A 16,559-nucleotide genomic window follows, 5' to 3' on the forward strand; every position below is an offset into this window, starting at 1 on the left:
CACAGCCCCTGATTGTTTACGAGGCGCCCCCCTCCCCGCCATCCTCCCCCTCCGGCTCGGTCACGCGCTCCACCGAGACGACGCGCTCCCCATCCGAGAGATTCATCACGATCACACCCTGCGTGCCGCGCCCGGCGATGCGGATGCCGTCGACCGGGCAGCGGATCAATTGCCCGCCATCGGTCACGAGCATGATCTGGTCGCTCTCCTCCACAGGGAAGGAGGAGATCAGGTTGCCGTTGCGCGCATTCACCGCCATGGCGACGATGCCTTTGCCGCCGCGCCCGGTAATGCGGTATTCGTAGGATGAGGTCCGCTTGCCGTAGCCGTTCTGCGAGATGGTGAGCACGAACTGCTCGGCGGCGCTCATCTCGATATAGCGCTCCGGGGAAATCGAGGCGCCCTCGACGCCCTCCTCCGGCTCGGCGCCCTCCTCCGGCCCGGCCTCGCCGCCGGCCAGATCACCGTTCATGGCCCGCCGCATCTTGAGATAGGCGGCCCGCTCGTCGGCGCTGGCGGCGACATGCCGCAGGATCGACATGCCGATCACCTTGTCGCCGCTTGCGAGATTGATGCCGCGCACGCCGGTCGAATCGCGGCCCTTGAACACGCGCACCTCGTCGACCGCGAAGCGGATGCATTGCCCGAGCGCGGTGGTCAGCAGCACGTCGTCGGCCTCGGAGCAGGTCGCGACATCGACGATATGGTCGCCCTCGTCGAGCTTCATCGCGATCTTGCCGTTGCGGTTCACCTGCACGAAATCGGAGAGCTTGTTCCGGCGCACATTGCCGGTCTCGGTCGCGAACATCACGTCGAGCGCATCCCAGGCGGCCTCGTCCTCTGGCAGCGGCATGATGGTGGTGATGCGCTCGTCGGCTTCGAGCGGCAGCATGTTGACAAGCGCCTTGCCGCGCGCGTTAGGCGCCGCGATCGGCAGCCGCCAGACCTTCTCCTTGTAGACCTTGCCCTTGGAGGAGAAGAACAGGATGGGCGTATGCGTGGAGGCGACGAACAGGCGCGAGACGAAATCCTCGTCGCGCGTCTGCATGCCGGAGCGGCCCTTGCCGCCGCGCTTCTGCGCCCGGTAGGTCGAGAGCGGCACGCGCTTGATGTAGCCGGCATGCGAGCAGGTGACGACCATGTCCTCGCGGGCGATGAGGTCTTCGTCCTCGAAATCCGAATCCGCCTCGACGATCTCGGTGCGGCGCGGCATGGCGAAGGCCGCCTTCACCGCCGCGAGTTCCTCCTTGACGATCGCCTGCACACGGGCGCGCGAGGCGAGAATGTCGAGATAATCGCGGATCTCGTCGGCGATGGTCTTGAGTTCGTCGCCGATCTCGTCGCGGCCGAGCGCGGTGAGCCGCTGGAGGCGCAGATCGAGGATCGCCCGCGCCTGCTCCTCGGAGAGCCGGTAGGTCTCGCCCTCGCCCATGCGGTGGCGCGGATCGTCGATGAGCAGCAGCAGCGGCGCCATGTCGCGGGCCGGCCAGTCGCGCGCCATCAGCGCCTCGCGGGCGGAATTGGGGTCCGGCGCGGTGCGGATCAGATGGATCACCTCGTCGATATTGGCGACGGCAATGCCGAGGCCCACGAGGACATGCGCCCGGTCGCGCGCCTTGTTGAGGCGGAACTTCGTCCGCCGCGACACCACCTCCTCGCGGAAATCGACGAAGGCGGCGATGAAATCCCGGAGGTTCAGCGTCTCCGGCCGCCCGCCATTGAGCGCCACCATGTTGGCGCCGAACGAGGATTGCAGCGCCGTGTGGCGATAGAGCTGGTTGAGAACGATGTCGCCGACCGCGTCGCGCTTGAGCTCGATCACGATCCGCATGCCGTGGCGGTCGCTCTCGTCGCGCAGATCGGCGATGCCCTCGATCTTCTTCTCGCGCACGAGTTCGGCGATGCGCTCGATCAGCGACGCCTTGTTCACCTGATAGGGGATTTCGGTGATGATGATCGCCTCGCGATCCTTGCGGATCTCCTCGATCACCGCCTTCGAGCGCAGGATGATGGAGCCGCGCCCGGTGTGATAGGCCGAGCGGATGCCGCCCCGGCCGAGGATCATCGCCCCGGTCGGGAAATCCGGCCCCGGCACGATCTGCATGAGTTCGTCGATCTCGATCGCCGGATTGTCGAGATAGGCGGTGCAGGCATCGACGACCTCGCCGAGATTATGCGGCGGGATATTGGTCGCCATGCCGACGGCGATGCCGCCGGCGCCGTTGACGAGCACATTCGGGTAGCGCGCCGGAAGCACCACCGGCTCCTCGCGCGAATCGTCGTAATTCGACTGGAAATCGACCGTGTCCTCGTCGATATCGTCGAGAAGCGGGATCGCCGCCTTCGCGAGCCGGCTCTCGGTGTAGCGCATCGCCGCCGGCGGATCGCCATCGACCGAACCGAAATTGCCTTGGCCGTCGACCAGCATCAGCCCCATCGAAAAGGGCTGGGCCATGCGCACCAGCGCGTCATAGATCGCCTGGTCGCCATGGGGGTGATACTGACCCATCACCGCGCCGACGATATTGGCGGATTTCACATATTTCCGGTCCGGCGTGTAATTGTTCTCGTGCATCGCCCAGAGGATGCGCCGATGCACCGGCTTGAACCCGTCGCGGACATCCGGCAGCGCGCGGCTGACGATCACGCTCATCGCGTAATCGAGATAGCTCCGCTTCATCTCGTCGGTGATCGAGATCGGACGGATATCCGAGCCGTCGTCCGCGGGGCCGGCGGGTTTTTCGTCGTTCTGATCGTCGGACAAGGAGAACCCTATGATGTCTGCGAGATACCTGGCGCTATGCTTGGCGCGTCGCGCACCTCTCGTGCGGGCGGCAGCCTGCCGGACCTTCTAGGCGATTCCGCGGCGAAGCGCGAACCGGCCATGGGGATAAGTCAGGCGGCGAGCGAGGTCCTGAGCGCGATATGGGCGAAGGCGCCGAGCAGGGTCGGGTCGAGCTTGCCCTTCATCCCCACCATGATGTCATAGGCATGGGCGGATGACAGCCGCGTCTTGTAGGCCCGCTCCTCGATCAGCGCCGAGAAGATATCCGCGACCGTGATCGTGCGGACGAGATCGCTGATCCTGTCGCCGCAAAGCCCGTCCGGATAGCCGGATCCGTCGAGCAATTCGTGGTGCTGGGCGACGACATCGATCATCTCGGGGCTGAACCCGCCCTTCTCGCGCATGATGTCGCGGCCATGGGCGGCATGGCTGCGCATGATCGCGAGCTCGTTTTCGTCGAGCGCGCCGGGCTTCTCGAGGATGTCGAGCGGGATCCGCGCCTTGCCGATATCGTGCAGCAACCCGCCGAGCGCCAGCCGCCGCTGGTCGGCATGGCCGAAGCCGAGCATCTGGCCGAACCCCACCGCCACGCCCGTCACCAGCAGGCTGTGGCGGAAGGTCTGGGAATGATGCCGCTTCACGGCCGCGATCCAATCCGCAAGTCCGGTCTCGGCCAGCGTCCCGACCACCTTGTCGCCCTGGCCGTAGAGCTCCTCCTGCGTGAGCTGATGGCCGGTCGCGGCGAATTGCAGGATCCGCTCGATCGCGTCGATCCCCGCGTTGAGCCCCTCACGCTGCGCCGCGCCGCCCGCGGATCGCTCCTCGATCGCGGCGCGGATCAGCCGATCGACCGAAGGATAGAGCGTCTCGGCGCTGAACGGGCGCGAGACCACGGCCTCGGCACCGAAGGCCTCGGCCTCGGCGGTGGCGCCGCGGTTCGATTGCTCGGTGATGAACAGGCGGCGCACGGCGCGGTTGGCGAGCCGGCCCATCGCCTCGCGCAATTGCACGGAATCGGCCTCGCGCCGGATCCGGACATCAACGACGGCGAGCGGATGCTCGTGCCCCTTGACTTCCACCACATCCTTCAGCCGTCGCGCCAGCACCGTGTAGCGCGCCAGCAGCGCGCCGAGAATATCGGCACGCGGCGTGGCGCCGTCATGAACGAGCAGGATTCCGGAACCGGCACTCAAATGCGGGAGCCCCAAAAGCGCAGTGTCCGGTAATCTTTGCGCGAGACTCATGAAATCTTGCTAAAATTACAGATTGCGTTTTCGAGCAATTGCAGCTTTCGGGAATTTGCGATGCGCGGGCGGCGGAGCCTGCTAGGATGCCGCCATGATCGCCGCGCCACTCCTCGATTTCTTCCTCGCCGCCCTCACCACGCTGATGGTGACGGTGGATCCGCCCGGCCTCGCGCCGATCTTCCTCAGCCTCACGCTCGGCATGGCGCCGGAAGCGCGGCGCTCGGTGGCGTTCCGGGCCACGCTCATCGCCGGAGGCATCATGCTCGGCTTCGCGTTTTTCGGCCAGCCGGTACTCGGCGCGCTCGGCATCGGCCTGCCGGCCTTCCGCATCGCCGGCGGGCTGCTGCTGTTCTGGATCGCGTTCGAGATGGTGTTCGAATTGCGCAACCGGCGCAAATCCGGGGTCGCGCGCACGGCGATCGACGAGGATCACATCCGCAATGTCGCCGCCTTCCCGCTCGCGATCCCGCTGATGGCGGGGCCGGGAACCATCACCGCGACGATGCTGATCGCCGGCTCGGCGCGCGGCGAGCCGGTGCGGCTCGCCGCGCTGGTCGGCGTCATCGCGCTGGTCTCGCTCGCCTGCCTGCTGGTGTTCCTGGCCGCCGAGCGGCTCTCCAAACTGCTCGGGATCACCGGAAACCTCGTGCTGACGCGGCTACTCGGGGTGATCCTCGCGGCCCTGGCGGTGCAATTCGTCATCGACGGCGTCCGCGCCATGCTCTGAGCGGCGCGGCGGAGCCTCGGCACCGGTCAGGTTTTCAGGGTCTTCTTGCGCGCCTTGAACACGGGCGAATTCTCGAGCGGCAGCGCCGTCGTCGCCTTGATCTTCTCCATGGCGAAGCGCGAGGTCACGTTCTTGAGCGGCACCGCCTTGATGAGGCGGCGGTAGAAATCGTCATAGGCATCGATGCCGGGCACGACGACGCGCATCATGTAATCGACATCGCCGGACATGCGGTAGACATCGACGACCTCCGGCATCGCCCGCACCGTATCGGCGAAGCGGGCGAGCCATTCCTCGGAATGGTCCGCCGTCTCGATCGAGACGAAAATCGTCACGCCGAGCCCGAGCCGCGCGGCGTCGAGCACCGCGACGCGCTGCGCGATGATCCCCGCCTCCTCCATCTTGCGGATGCGGTTCCAGCACGGCGTCGGCGAAAGCCCGACCCGGCCGGCGATCTCGTTCAGCGGCAGCGAGACATCGGCCTGGATCAGCGAGAGGATGGCACGGTCGAAGGAATCCATTTGGGCCTGCGGCGGGTTGATGGGCTACGGTTCCGAGGGCTCATGAAATTGCAGAATATTATTTCCTTTTAATCCCGAACGTTTGTCTTTGGAAGAAGAATTTTCTATTTTCACGATATCCACATCTTGGAGGCGTCGATGCCCGCCCTCATCCCGTTCCATGCCGTCTTCGCCGCCGCGATCATCGCGGCCGGCCTGCTGGCGACCGGTGCCGCCGGCGCCTCGCCCCTGCGCGGCGTGATCGGCGTGCCCGAACTCGCCGCACGGCTCGGCGCCGGGAACCTCGTCGTGCTCGATATCCGCTCGGGCGAGACGCGCGAGAAGGGCGCGGCGCTCTACCGCGCCGGTCATGTGCCCGGCGCCGTCCATGCCGATTACGCGCATGCGAGCTGGCGCCTGCCGCGCGAGAAGATCTCGGTCTATCTGCCCGAACCGACGCAATTCGAGGCATTGGCCGGCGAACTCGGCATCGGCAACGACAGCGACGTCGTCGTCGTGCATGAGGGCGAGGATGCGTCGAGCTTCGGCGCGGCGGCCCGCGTCTACTGGACCTTCAAGGCGATGGGGCATGCCTCGATCGCCATCCTGGACGGCGGACATCGCGCCTGGCGGCTTGCCGGGCAGCCGCTTTCTTCGGATCCCGTCAGCCCGCAGCCGAGCCTCTACGAGGCGAAGCCGGTGCCGGCTTTGCGCGCCTCGCTCCAGGACGTGCTGGCGGCGGGGAACCAGGGCGTGACGCTCGTCGACAGCCGCCCGGAGAGCTTCTATACCGGGCTCGAGAAGCATCGTGCCGTCAAGGGGTTCGGCCATATCCCCGGCGCGGTCTCGATCCCGCATACGCGCGCGCTGGGGCCGGACAACAAGCTGCTCGACGCCGCGAGCCTTGCGCGCAATTTCGCCGCCGCCGATGGCCCGACGATCGCCTATTGCAATACCGGCCATTGGGCGGCGACGGATTGGTTCGTGCTCTCGGAAGTGCTCGGCCGCGACAATATCCGTCTCTATGACGGCTCGATGCTCGAATACACGCTCGAGAACCAGGCTCCGGTCACCGGACGCCGCCCCGGCAGCGGCTCCTGAGCGGATCGCCCGGCCCCGCCATCCGCATATCCTTCGCCTGTTCCGGAGAGCCGGAATAGCGCATCCGGCGCTCAGAACGGGATATCGTCGTCGAGATCGGCCGCGCGCCCGCCGCCCGCGCCGCGATGATCGCTTCCGCCCCGGTCGCCGCCATAGCCGCGCTCACCGCCGCCGCGCGGGGCACCGCCGCCGAAGCCCCCGCCCTGGTCCTCGATCTCGCGGCCGCCCCCGCCGCCATCGCGGCTGTCGAGGATGGTCAGCTCACCCCGGAAGCGCTGGAGAACGATCTCGGTCGAATAGCGCTTCTGGCCGTCCTTGTCCTGCCATTCGCGGGTCTGGAGCTGCCCCTCGACATAGACCTTGGAGCCTTTGCGCAGATATTGCTCGGCAACCTTGGCGAGGTTCTCGTTGAAGATCACGACCGAATGCCATTCCGTCTTCTCGCGCCGCTCGCCGCTGCTCTTGTCGCGCCAGCTTTCCGAGGTCGCGATCCGGAGATTGACGACCGGGTCGCCATTCGAAAGCCGCCGCGTCTCGGGGTCGCGCCCGAGATTGCCGACCAGAATGACCTTGTTGACGCTCCCCGCCATCGCACGCACCCTTCCGCTTCCGCTTCCGCTTTCCTGTCTGGGCACACACCTTAGGCCGCCGCGCGCCCGGACGACAGCCACCTCCCGGCTTGTCCACAATCGCCGGAAAAACCGGCTTATCCCCGTTACCCTTTGTTAACCCATAATCACGCACCATGCTGCAATGGCGGTGTGCCCTGTCCGAGGACCAGGCCCGGCCCGGCCGCCACGACCTTCCGAATTGCACGAACACCGTCTCCCACGGCGCGTCTTTCCGCGCTGCGCGTGAAGTTTTGTTCCGCTTCCGAGATCCACTCCATGGAGGAGTGCCATGAAACACTTCGCCGTCCTCGTCTTCGCCCTGCCCGGCGCCGCGCTCGCGCATTCCTGGTATCCGTATGAATGCTGTTCCGATCGCGATTGCTTTCCTGTCTCGGTGCAGGATGTCCGTGCCATTCCCGGCGGCTGGAGCCTTCCGGACGGCACGATCGTCGCCCATGGCGAGGCGCGCGCCTCGCCGGACGGAAATTTCCATGTCTGCCGCCGGCAGGACGGCACCGGTCCCCTGATCCGGCTGCACAAGAAGCCGGCCTGCTTCTGGGCACCGATGGGCTCCTCGTGACGCGCCCGGCTCCTGACGGAACCTGACAGGAGGCGGTGGGGGCCGGTCTGGATGCGATTGAAGCCGTTGCGCGCGCGCCCTACATGGAGAGCAGAAAATCTTGCGCTTCCGGTAGGCCATGTCCACGATGAAATCGGCCCGTTCGTCCGGCGCGGCCCGCAAGGCGGCGCTTGCCGAGGCTGCCTCGGTCGAAAGCCTGTTCGACGCGGCCGCGCTGCGTTTCTCCGGCCAGAGGGTGATCGCGATCCGCGGCGCGCGCGAGCACAACCTCAAGAATGTCGATCTGACGATCCCGCGCGACCGGCTGGTCGTATTCACGGGGCTTTCCGGTTCCGGCAAGTCGAGCCTCGCCTTCGACACGATCTACGCCGAGGGCCAGCGCCGCTATGTCGAGAGCCTTTCGGCCTATGCGCGGCAATTCCTCGAAATGATGCAGAAGCCCGATGTCGACCAGATCGACGGGCTCTCGCCGGCGATCTCGATCGAGCAGAAAACCACCTCGCGCAATCCGCGCTCCACGGTCGGCACCGTCACCGAGATCTACGATTACATGCGCCTGCTCTGGGCGCGGGTCGGCGTGCCCTATTCACCGGCGACCGGCCTGCCGATCGAGAGCCAGACCGTGTCCCAGATGGTCGACCGCGTGCTGGCGCTGCCGGAGAAGACCCGCGCCTACCTGCTGGCGCCGGTGATCCGCGGCCGCAAGGGCGAATATCGCAAGGAACTCGCCGAATTCCTCAAGAAGGGCTACCAGCGCGCCAAGATCGACGGGCAGTTTTACGAACTCGCCGAGACGCCCGTTCTCGACAAGAAGCTCAAGCACGATATCGATCTGGTAATCGACCGGATCGCGGTGCGCGCCGATGCCAGCGCACGGCTGGCGGAAGGCTTCGAGGCCGCGCTCGACCTCGCGGACGGCATCGCGATCCTCGAACTCGCCGACGAGCGGGACGAGGCCGGCCAGCCGAAGCGCATCACCTTCTCGTCGAAATTTGCCTGCCCGGTCTCGGGTTTCACGATTCCCGAGATCGAGCCGCGCCTGTTCTCCTTCAACAACCCGTTCGGCGCCTGCCCGACCTGCGGCGGCATCGGCCACGAAATGCGGATCGATGCCGATCTCATCGTGCCGGATCCGTCCCTGTCGCTGAAGAAGGGCGCCATCGCGCCCTGGGCGAAATCCTCCTCGCCCTATTACGGCCAGACGCTCGAGGCGCTCGCCGCGCATTACGGCTTCGCGATGACGACGCCCTGGAAGGACCTGCCGGACAGCGCCAAACTGGTGATGCTCTACGGCTCCGGCCAGGAGCCGGTGCGCTTCGCCTATAATGACGGTCTGCGCGCCTACGAGGTCCGCAAGCCGTTCGAAGGCATCATCACCAATCTCGAACGGCGCTACAAGGAGACGGAAAGCGACTGGTCACGCGAGGAAATCGGCCGCTACATGGCCGAAACGCCGTGCTCGGATTGCGGCGGCCATCGCCTCAAGCCCGAGGCGCTGGCGGTCCGGATCGCCGGCCGGCATATCGGCGAGATCGCCGCGCTCTCGGTGAAGGAGGCCGCCGCCTGGTATGAGGCGCTGCCCGACCGGCTGACGCCGAAGCAGAACGAGATCGCCGGGCGGATCCTGAAGGAAATCCGCGACCGGCTGCGCTTTCTCAACGATGTCGGGCTCGACTATCTGACGCTGTCGCGCGGCTCGGGCTCGCTCTCGGGCGGCGAGAGCCAGCGCATCCGCCTCGCCTCGCAGATCGGCTCCGGGCTGACCGGCGTGCTCTATGTGCTCGACGAGCCTTCGATCGGCCTGCACCAGCGCGACAATGCCCGCCTGCTCGGCACGCTGAAGCGGCTGCGCGATCTCGGCAATTCGGTCATCGTCGTCGAGCATGACGAGGATGCGATCCGCGAGGCGGATTACGTCGTCGATATCGGCCCCGGCGCCGGCATCCATGGCGGCGAGATCGTCGCCCAGGGCACGCCGGACGAGGTGATGGCCGACCCGAACTCGCTGACCGGGGATTACCTCACCGGCCGGCGGATGGTTGCGGTGCCGCGCAAGCGCCGCCAGCCGCAGAAGGCCAGGATGCTGCGGGTGATCGGCGCGCGCGGCAACAACCTCAAGGACATCACCTGCGAGATCCCGCTCGGGCTCTTCACCTGCGTCACCGGCGTTTCCGGCGGCGGCAAGTCGACCCTCGTCATCGAGACGCTGTTCAAGGCCGCCGCGCGCCGCCTCAACGGCGCGATGGAGCATCCCGCGCCCTTCGCGCGCATCGAGGGGCTGGAGATGCTCGACAAGGTGATCGACATCGACCAATCGCCGATCGGCCGCACGCCGCGCTCGAACCCGGCGACCTATACCGGCGCCTTCACCCCGATCCGCGACTGGTTCGCGAACCTGCCCGAGGCCAAGGCACGCGGCTACCAGCCGGGGCGCTTCTCCTTCAACGTCAAGGGCGGGCGCTGCGAGGCCTGCCAGGGCGACGGCGTCGTCAAGATCGAGATGCATTTCCTGCCCGATGTCTATGTCACCTGCGATGTCTGCAAGGGCAAGCGCTATGACCGCGAGACGCTGGAGGTGAAATTCCGCGATCATTCGATCGCCGATGTGCTCGACATGTCGGTCGAGGAGGCGGCCGAATTGTTCAAGGCCGTGCCCGCGATCCGCGACAAGATGGAGACGCTGGCCCGCGTCGGGCTCGGCTATGTCAAGGTCGGCCAGCAGGCCACGACGCTGTCCGGCGGCGAGGCGCAGCGCGTCAAGCTCTCCAAGGAACTCTCGCGCCGCGCCACCGGCCGCACGCTCTACATCCTCGACGAGCCGACGACGGGGCTCCATTTCCACGATGTCGCCAAGCTGCTGGAAGTGCTGCACGAACTGGTCGAGCAGGGCAATACGGTGGTGGTGATCGAGCACAATCTCGAAGTGATCAAGACCGCCGACTGGGTGATCGATCTCGGCCCCGAGGGCGGCGATGGCGGCGGCCGGATCGTCGCTTCAGGCACGCCGGAGACAATCGCGGCAACCCCCGAGAGCCATACCGGGCGCTTCCTCGCCGAAATCCTGGCGCGCCGCCCCTTCCCGGCCGGCTGAGCGGCGCATCGCCGGCATCGTCGGAACATGCCGCCGCCGAGCGCAGCGGCGCAGGTCAGGTTCGAATGCTAAAATTTTATGAAATGGGTATGCGCTTAGCGCATGGCAGATGACTTTTAGCACACAAGCCCTGCCCAAACTTTGCCTTTTTTGCACTGCACATAAACAGCATCGCTCAGGGAACAGACAGCATCGCCATCGGGCTGATGCCGTTCCCGGGCATCGGATTTCCATTCGGAGACGACCCATGATCCTCACCCAGCTCCTCGCCCGCCTGCAGGCCTGGCTTCGCTATCGCCGCAATGTCGAGATTCTCTCCCGGCTGACCGACCGTGAACTCGCCGATATCGGCCTCAACCGGGGCTCGATCGGCGAGGCCGCGCGCCGCGTCGCCAACGCGTAACGGCTCTCTCCCGGCCTTTACGTGCGCATGGGCCCGCTTCGGCGGGCCCTTTTTTTTTAGTGAAAGAACCCGGCCCGCTACCCGGGCGAGGGAGGGCTTCGTCTTTCGCCGGCTCTGCGCTACATCCCGGTTATGACGACAGCAGATCCTTCCCCCATCCATGTCATCGGCGGCGGGCTCGCCGGCTCCGAAGCCGCATGGCAGATCGCCGGCGCCGGCGTGCCGGTGGTGCTGCACGAGATGCGCCCGCTGCGCATGACCGATGCCCACCGCACCGAGGGCCTCGCCGAACTGGTCTGTTCGAATTCCTTCCGCTCCGACGATTCGGACCTCAACGCCGTCGGGCTGATCCATCACGAGATGCGCACGCTCGGTTCGCTGGTGATGGCGGCGGCCGATGGCAACCAGGTTCCGGCCGGCTCGGCACTCGCGGTCGATCGCGATGCCTTCTCCGCCGAGATCACGGCGCGGCTCGCCGCGCATCCGCTGGTGACGATCGCCCGCGGCGAGGTGACGGCGATCCCGCCGGCCGAATGGGACAGCGTCATCATCGCCACCGGTCCCCTCACCTCGCCGGCGCTGGCCGAGGCGATCCGGAACCTGACGGGCGCCGACAGCCTCGCCTTCTTCGATGCCATCGCGCCGATCGTCCATTTCGAGACGATCGACATGAGCAAGGCCTGGTTCCAGTCGCGCTACGACAAGGCCGGCCCCGGCGGCACCGGCGCCGATTACATCAATTGCCCGCTCGACAGGGCGCAATACGAGGCCTTTGTCGCGGCGATCCTCGCCGGGGAGAAGACCGAGTTCCGCGAATGGGAGGGCACGCCCTATTTCGATGGCTGCCTGCCGATCGAGATCATGGCCGAACGCGGCCCCGAAACCCTGCGCCACGGGCCGATGAAGCCGGTCGGCCTCACCAATCCGCATGCGCCGGATGTGAAGCCCTATGCCATCGTCCAGCTCCGGCAGGACAACAGGCTCGGCACGCTGTTCAACATGGTCGGCTTCCAGACGAAGCTCAAATACGGCGCGCAGGCGGCGATCTTCCGCATGATCCCCGGCCTTGAACAGGCGGAATTCGCCCGACTCGGCGGCATCCACCGCAACACCTATCTCAATGCGCCCGAATTGCTGGATGCGCAGCTGCGACTGAAGGCGATGCCGCGCCTGCGCTTCGCGGGCCAGATCACCGGCTGCGAGGGCTATGTGGAAAGCGCGGCGACGGGTCTTGTCGCCGGCCGGCTCGCCGCCGCCGAGCGGCTCGGCCATCCGCTCGCCCCGCCCCCGCCCGAGACCGCGCTCGGCGCGCTCGTCAACCACATCACCGGCGGGCATATCGCGACGATCGATAACGGGCCGCGTTCCTACCAGCCGATGAACGTCAATTTCGGCCTGTTCCCGCCGCTCGACGCCGCCCCGCGCGACGAGAACGGCAAGCGCCTGCGCGGCAAGGAGAAGGCCGTCGCGAAGAAGCGGATGATCACCGCCCGCGCCAAGGCGGCCCTGGCGGGCTGGATGGCGGAACATGGCTGCGCCGTGACGGTCGGGAACACGGCGGCGGAATAGGTTCAGCGTCGGGCGCGGATGGCGTTGCGCCCGATATGGAAAAGCCGCGCCAGCGGGCTGATCGCGATGCTGGTCTCGAAGGGCCGGTAATCCGGTGCCTCCATCCGGGCGAGATAGGGCTCGACCAGGCTGAGCGGCAGGAAGGCCGGGCGGACCGCCGGCGCGAGTTCATGCTCGCGCCGGCGCAGCTCCGCGAGGTGATCGCGCGCCCGCCCGCGCATGGCGGCCAGCGCCGCGCGCAGCCCCTCCGAATCGCGGCCGGCATGGATCTCCTCCAGCGAGACACCGCAGGCGATCAGCGCCTCGTGCGGCACATAGCACTGGCCGCGCCGGGCATGGATCGGAAAGGCGCGCAACAGGCCGGTGATCGCATAGGCCACGCCGGCATGGCCGCAGAGATCGGCCGAGCCCGGCTCCTCGCCTCCGGCGAGGATCAGGGTGGCGAGGCGGATCAGCGCCGAGGAGGTCTCGCCGCAATAGCCTTCGAGATCGAGCCAGGTCGGCATCGGATCGTCGTAGAGATCGAAGCCGCGCGCCTCGATCAGCGCCAGGAACGGCTCCGGCGGCAGCCGGTAGCGCCTGAGCAGATGACGCAGCGCCCGCGCGACCGGATGATCGCCGGGATCGCGCGCCGCGCCGCAGGAGAGCACCTCGCGCCACCATTGATGGCGGATCTCGCCCGGCATCGGCTCCGAGATGCGATCACGGATCGAGGCGATTTCCAGCGAGAAGGCATAGAGCGCAAAGAGCGGCCCGCGCGCCGCCGCCGGCGCGAAGAGGCAGGCCACGTAACGGTCGGGATCGCCGGCGCGCAACGCCGCCGCGCAGGCCGCGAAGGCAGTGTCGAGGCCGGCCCCCGCATCGCGCGGATCGGTCACGGAACCCTTCTCGCATCCGGTTGGCCGGGCCGTCATCGCGCGCTTCCCCCTGTCGCGGATATGGAGCGTTCAGGGCTGAAGAAAAGCGCCGCGGCCTCAGCCGACCGCGATCAACGCCGCGGCGACGCGCCGCCCCTCCGAGAACAGCACGTTGTAGGTGCGTGCGGCGGAGGGCGTATCCATCACGTCGACCTGAAGGCCGAGTTCGCGCAGCGCCCGCGCGAAGGGCGCATCCGCCGGCAGCGCCTTGTCGCCCGTGCCGACGATCAGGAGGTCGACCCGTCCCATCTCGACGATCACCGGCGTCAGCGAGGCGACATCGATCCGCGCCGGATCGCGCACGGCCCAGACCTGGATGCCGGTCGGCATGGCGATGACGGAGCCCTGATGCGACATGCCGGCAAAGCGGAACCCGCCATTGCCGTAGGAATCGATCATGTGCCCGCCCGGAACGAAACCCTGTGCCATCCGCCTCTCCCCGCCTTGCGCCACTCACGCCTTCGCCGGTTGCGCCACGCCGACACCATCGCCAACCTTGACCCCGAGATAGATCAGGATCGGCGCGGCGATGAAGATCGACGAATACGTGCCGATCAGCACGCCGAACAGCATCGCGAGGCAGAAGCCGCGGATGACCTCGCCACCGAAGATCGCGAGCACGATCAGCGCCAGGATCGTCGTCACGGCCGTGATCACCGTGCGGGTCAGCGTCGAGTTCATCGCGAGATCGAGCAGGTCAGACATCGGCAGCTTCTTGTATTTGCGCAGCAATTCGCGGACGCGGTCATAGACGACGACGGTATCGTTGAGCGAATAGCCGATGATGGTGAGAATCGCGGCGATCGATGTCTGGTCGAACTGCAATTGCGTGAGCGCGTAGAACCCGACTGTCAGAACCAGATCGTGCATGGTCGCGATCACCGCCCCGACGGCGAATTGCCATTCGTAGCGGAACCACAGATAGACGAGGATGACGAGGATCGCGAGGAGCACGCCGATCGTGCCGTTCTGCACCAGTTCCTGCGAGACGCGCGGCCCCACGACCTCGACCTTGCGGAACTCGTAATCCGCCGCGAAGACCTGCCGGAGCCGGGCCACGACCTCGGCCTGCGCCCGGTCCCCGCCCGGCTGAAGGCCGATCCGCAACAGAACGTCCCGCGGGCCGCCGAATTCCTGCACCTCGACATCGCCGAGATCGAGCGTGCCGGCCGTCGCGCGGATCCTGGCGATATCCGCCCGCTCGGCCTTGGACTGCAACTCGACGACGGTGCCGCCCTTGAAATCGATGCCGACATTCATGCCGAGCGCGAGAAAGGCCACGACCGCGACGATCGAGGCGAGCGCCGAGAACGGGAAGCTCACGCGGCGGAACCGCATGAAGCCGAATTTGGTGTTGTCCGGGACGATTCGGAGCAGTTTCATGGGGTGCAGCGCTTTCTCGGCCTTAGATCGGCACGACCTTGGGGCGGAACCAGCGATACCAGGCCGCGACGATGATCCGCGTCAGCGTGAAGGCGGTGAAGATCGTGGTGATGATGCCGATGCACAGCGTGACCGCGAAGCCGCGCACCGGCCCCGTGCCGACGAGATAAAGGATGGCGCCGGCGAGGAAGGTGGTGATGTTCGCATCGAGGATCGTCGCCAGCGCGCGGGTGAAGCCGGTATCGAGCGCCGAGATCGCGGAGCGGCCGGCCGCCTGCTCCTCGCGGATTCGCTCGTAGATCAGCACGTTGGAATCGACCGCCATCGCCATGGTCAGCACGATTCCGGCGATGCCCGGCAGCGTCAGCGTCGAGCCGATCAGCGCCATGGCGGCGAAGATCAGGATCAGGTTGGCGAGCAGCGCGGCGAGCGCGATCAGCCCGAGCACTCCATAGGTCGCAACGGTGAAGGCGGCAATCACCACCGCCGAGACGCCGGAGGCAAGCGAGGCCGCCGCGATCGAATCCGCGCCGAGCCCGGCGCCGACCGTCCGCTCCTCGACAAGCGTGAACGAGGCCGGCAGCGCCCCCGAGCGCAGCAGCACTGCGAGCTGGTTCGCGCGCTCGACCGTGAAGCGGCCGGAAATCTGCCCCTGCCCCTGCGTGATCGGCGTGATGATGCGCGGTGCCGAGATCACCTTGTTGTCGAGAATGATGGCGAAGGGTTTGCCGACATTCTCGGTCGTCGCCTTGGCGAAGGCCTGCGCGCCGCGGACATTGAAACGGAAATTGACGATCGGCTCGCCGGATCGCTGGTCGAAGCCCGGCTCCGCCGAGGTCAGGTCCTCGCCATGGACGAGCACCCGGCGCTCGACCGCCACCGTACCGCCGCCCTCGTCGACATTCTGGAGCGTCTCGATCTCGGCGGGGTTGGCGCCCGGCTCCGCGACCATGCGGAATTCGAGCTTGCCGGGCTGGAGAACGTCGGTGATCTCCTTGGAATCGCGCGCGCCCGGCACCTGAACGACGATGCGATCGAGCCCCTGGCGCTGGATCGCCGGCTCCTTGACGCCTTCGGGATCGATGCGCTTGCGGAAGATCTCGATCGACTGGTCCACCGCACGACGGATGCGCTCGTTGAGTTCGGCATCGGTGATCGCGAGCTGGATCAGCCCGTCGCCCATGTCGACGACCTCGAGGCTACGCTGGCCGGTATTGCCGAGCACCGCGCTGGTGACGGGCACCGCAAGCTCCTGAAGCTTCGGCAGGATCCGGGCGCGCCCCGCGGCGTCGGCGATGCGCAGCGAGACGCCGCGCGCCTGCGCGACGATGCCGCCGGTGGGGGCGACGCGCTCCGCGCGCAGCACCCGGCGCACATCCTCCTGCAATTGCCGGACGAGATCGCGCGCAAGGCCGGCGCGGTCGACCTCCAGCATGACATGGACGCCGCCCTGGAGATCGAGACCGAGCTTGATCGCCCCCTTCGGCACGAGGAAGGCGGGCAGGAACGCCGTCGCCTGCCGAATCCGCTCCAGGCCCAGCAGCGTCGGCAGGATCGCGTAGACGCCGAGGAACAGCGTCAGCGCGATCAGGACGGTCTTGAAGGTCGATTGCCTGAACATGCCCTCACGCACCGGAGCCGGCGC

General features: G+C 66.9%; 14 protein-coding genes. 6 read left to right on the top strand and 8 right to left on the bottom strand.

What is annotated here, in order from left to right:
• Positions 1-16 precede the first annotated feature (16 nt).
• Positions 17-2,764, bottom strand: a complete 2,748-nt coding sequence (gyrA, locus tag FWJ24_RS07525; protein WP_150287187.1) for a DNA gyrase subunit A — start codon at positions 2,762-2,764, stop codon at positions 17-19.
• 131 nt (positions 2,765-2,895) lie between these two features.
• Positions 2,896-3,978: an HD-GYP domain-containing protein gene (locus tag FWJ24_RS07530; protein WP_166443622.1), complete on the bottom strand. Its 1,083-nt coding sequence runs from the start codon at positions 3,976-3,978 to the stop codon at positions 2,896-2,898.
• 145 nt (positions 3,979-4,123) lie between these two features.
• On the opposite strand from FWJ24_RS07530, the gene FWJ24_RS07535 reads away from it, so the two are divergent.
• Positions 4,124-4,759 carry a MarC family protein gene (locus FWJ24_RS07535; RefSeq protein WP_150287189.1) on the top strand — a complete coding sequence of 212 codons (636 nt, stop codon included), beginning with the start codon at positions 4,124-4,126 and terminating at the stop codon, positions 4,757-4,759.
• A gap of 26 nt (positions 4,760-4,785) precedes the next feature.
• Here the strand turns inward: FWJ24_RS07535 and FWJ24_RS07540 are convergent, their stop codons facing one another.
• Positions 4,786-5,280, bottom strand: a complete 495-nt coding sequence (locus tag FWJ24_RS07540; RefSeq protein ID WP_150287190.1) for an Lrp/AsnC family transcriptional regulator — start codon at positions 5,278-5,280, stop codon at positions 4,786-4,788.
• Positions 5,281-5,418: 138 nt separating this feature from the next.
• Here FWJ24_RS07540 and FWJ24_RS07545 point away from each other — a divergent pair, with 138 nt between their 5' ends.
• Positions 5,419-6,360, top strand: a complete 942-nt coding sequence (locus FWJ24_RS07545; RefSeq protein WP_150287191.1) for a sulfurtransferase — start codon at positions 5,419-5,421, stop codon at positions 6,358-6,360.
• Between the two features lie 71 nt (positions 6,361-6,431).
• Here the strand turns inward: FWJ24_RS07545 and ssb are convergent, their stop codons facing one another.
• Positions 6,432-6,950, bottom strand: coding sequence for a single-stranded DNA-binding protein (gene ssb / locus FWJ24_RS07550; RefSeq protein ID WP_150287192.1), 519 nt, complete (start codon positions 6,948-6,950; stop codon positions 6,432-6,434).
• 310 nt (positions 6,951-7,260) lie between these two features.
• On the opposite strand from ssb, the gene FWJ24_RS07555 reads away from it, so the two are divergent.
• From FWJ24_RS07555 to trmFO, 4 genes are all read left to right on the top strand, one after another.
• Positions 7,261-7,551, top strand: coding sequence for a hypothetical protein (locus tag FWJ24_RS07555; RefSeq protein WP_206110810.1), 291 nt, complete (start codon positions 7,261-7,263; stop codon positions 7,549-7,551).
• A gap of 127 nt (positions 7,552-7,678) precedes the next feature.
• The gene (uvrA, locus tag FWJ24_RS07560; RefSeq protein ID WP_246155607.1) at positions 7,679-10,642 is read left to right on the top strand and encodes an excinuclease ABC subunit UvrA; all 2,964 of its coding nucleotides are present in this window, start codon (positions 7,679-7,681) and stop codon (positions 10,640-10,642) included.
• Positions 10,643-10,889: 247 nt separating this feature from the next.
• The gene (locus FWJ24_RS07565; RefSeq protein WP_150287194.1) at positions 10,890-11,045 is read left to right on the top strand and encodes a DUF1127 domain-containing protein; all 156 of its coding nucleotides are present in this window, start codon (positions 10,890-10,892) and stop codon (positions 11,043-11,045) included.
• Between the two features lie 132 nt (positions 11,046-11,177).
• Positions 11,178-12,614: a methylenetetrahydrofolate--tRNA-(uracil(54)-C(5))-methyltransferase (FADH(2)-oxidizing) TrmFO gene (trmFO, locus tag FWJ24_RS07570; RefSeq protein ID WP_150287195.1), complete on the top strand. Its 1,437-nt coding sequence runs from the start codon at positions 11,178-11,180 to the stop codon at positions 12,612-12,614.
• A 2-nt stretch (positions 12,615-12,616) separates the two neighbouring features.
• On the opposite strand, the gene FWJ24_RS07575 is transcribed toward trmFO, so the two are convergent.
• Genes FWJ24_RS07575 through secD form a run of 4 tightly spaced genes read right to left on the bottom strand, consistent with a single transcriptional unit; the run spans position 12,617 to position 16,535 of the window.
• Positions 12,617-13,528: a phytoene/squalene synthase family protein gene (locus FWJ24_RS07575; RefSeq protein ID WP_150287196.1), complete on the bottom strand. Its 912-nt coding sequence runs from the start codon at positions 13,526-13,528 to the stop codon at positions 12,617-12,619.
• A gap of 60 nt (positions 13,529-13,588) precedes the next feature.
• Positions 13,589-13,960 carry an Mth938-like domain-containing protein gene (locus tag FWJ24_RS07580; RefSeq protein WP_150287197.1) on the bottom strand — a complete coding sequence of 124 codons (372 nt, stop codon included), beginning with the start codon at positions 13,958-13,960 and terminating at the stop codon, positions 13,589-13,591.
• Between the two features lie 24 nt (positions 13,961-13,984).
• Entirely contained in the window at positions 13,985-14,914 is a 930-nt protein-coding gene (secF, locus tag FWJ24_RS07585) for a protein translocase subunit SecF (RefSeq protein ID WP_150287198.1), read from the bottom strand.
• A gap of 22 nt (positions 14,915-14,936) precedes the next feature.
• A complete protein-coding gene (gene secD, locus FWJ24_RS07590) occupies positions 14,937-16,535 on the bottom strand; it encodes a protein translocase subunit SecD (protein ID WP_150287199.1) in 1,599 nt (532 codons plus the stop codon).
• Between the last annotated feature and the right edge of the window lie 24 nt (positions 16,536-16,559).

This window comes from Rhabdaerophilum calidifontis (genome assembly GCF_008641065.1).
Classification (GTDB): Bacteria; Pseudomonadota; Alphaproteobacteria; order Rhizobiales; family Beijerinckiaceae; genus Rhabdaerophilum; species Rhabdaerophilum calidifontis.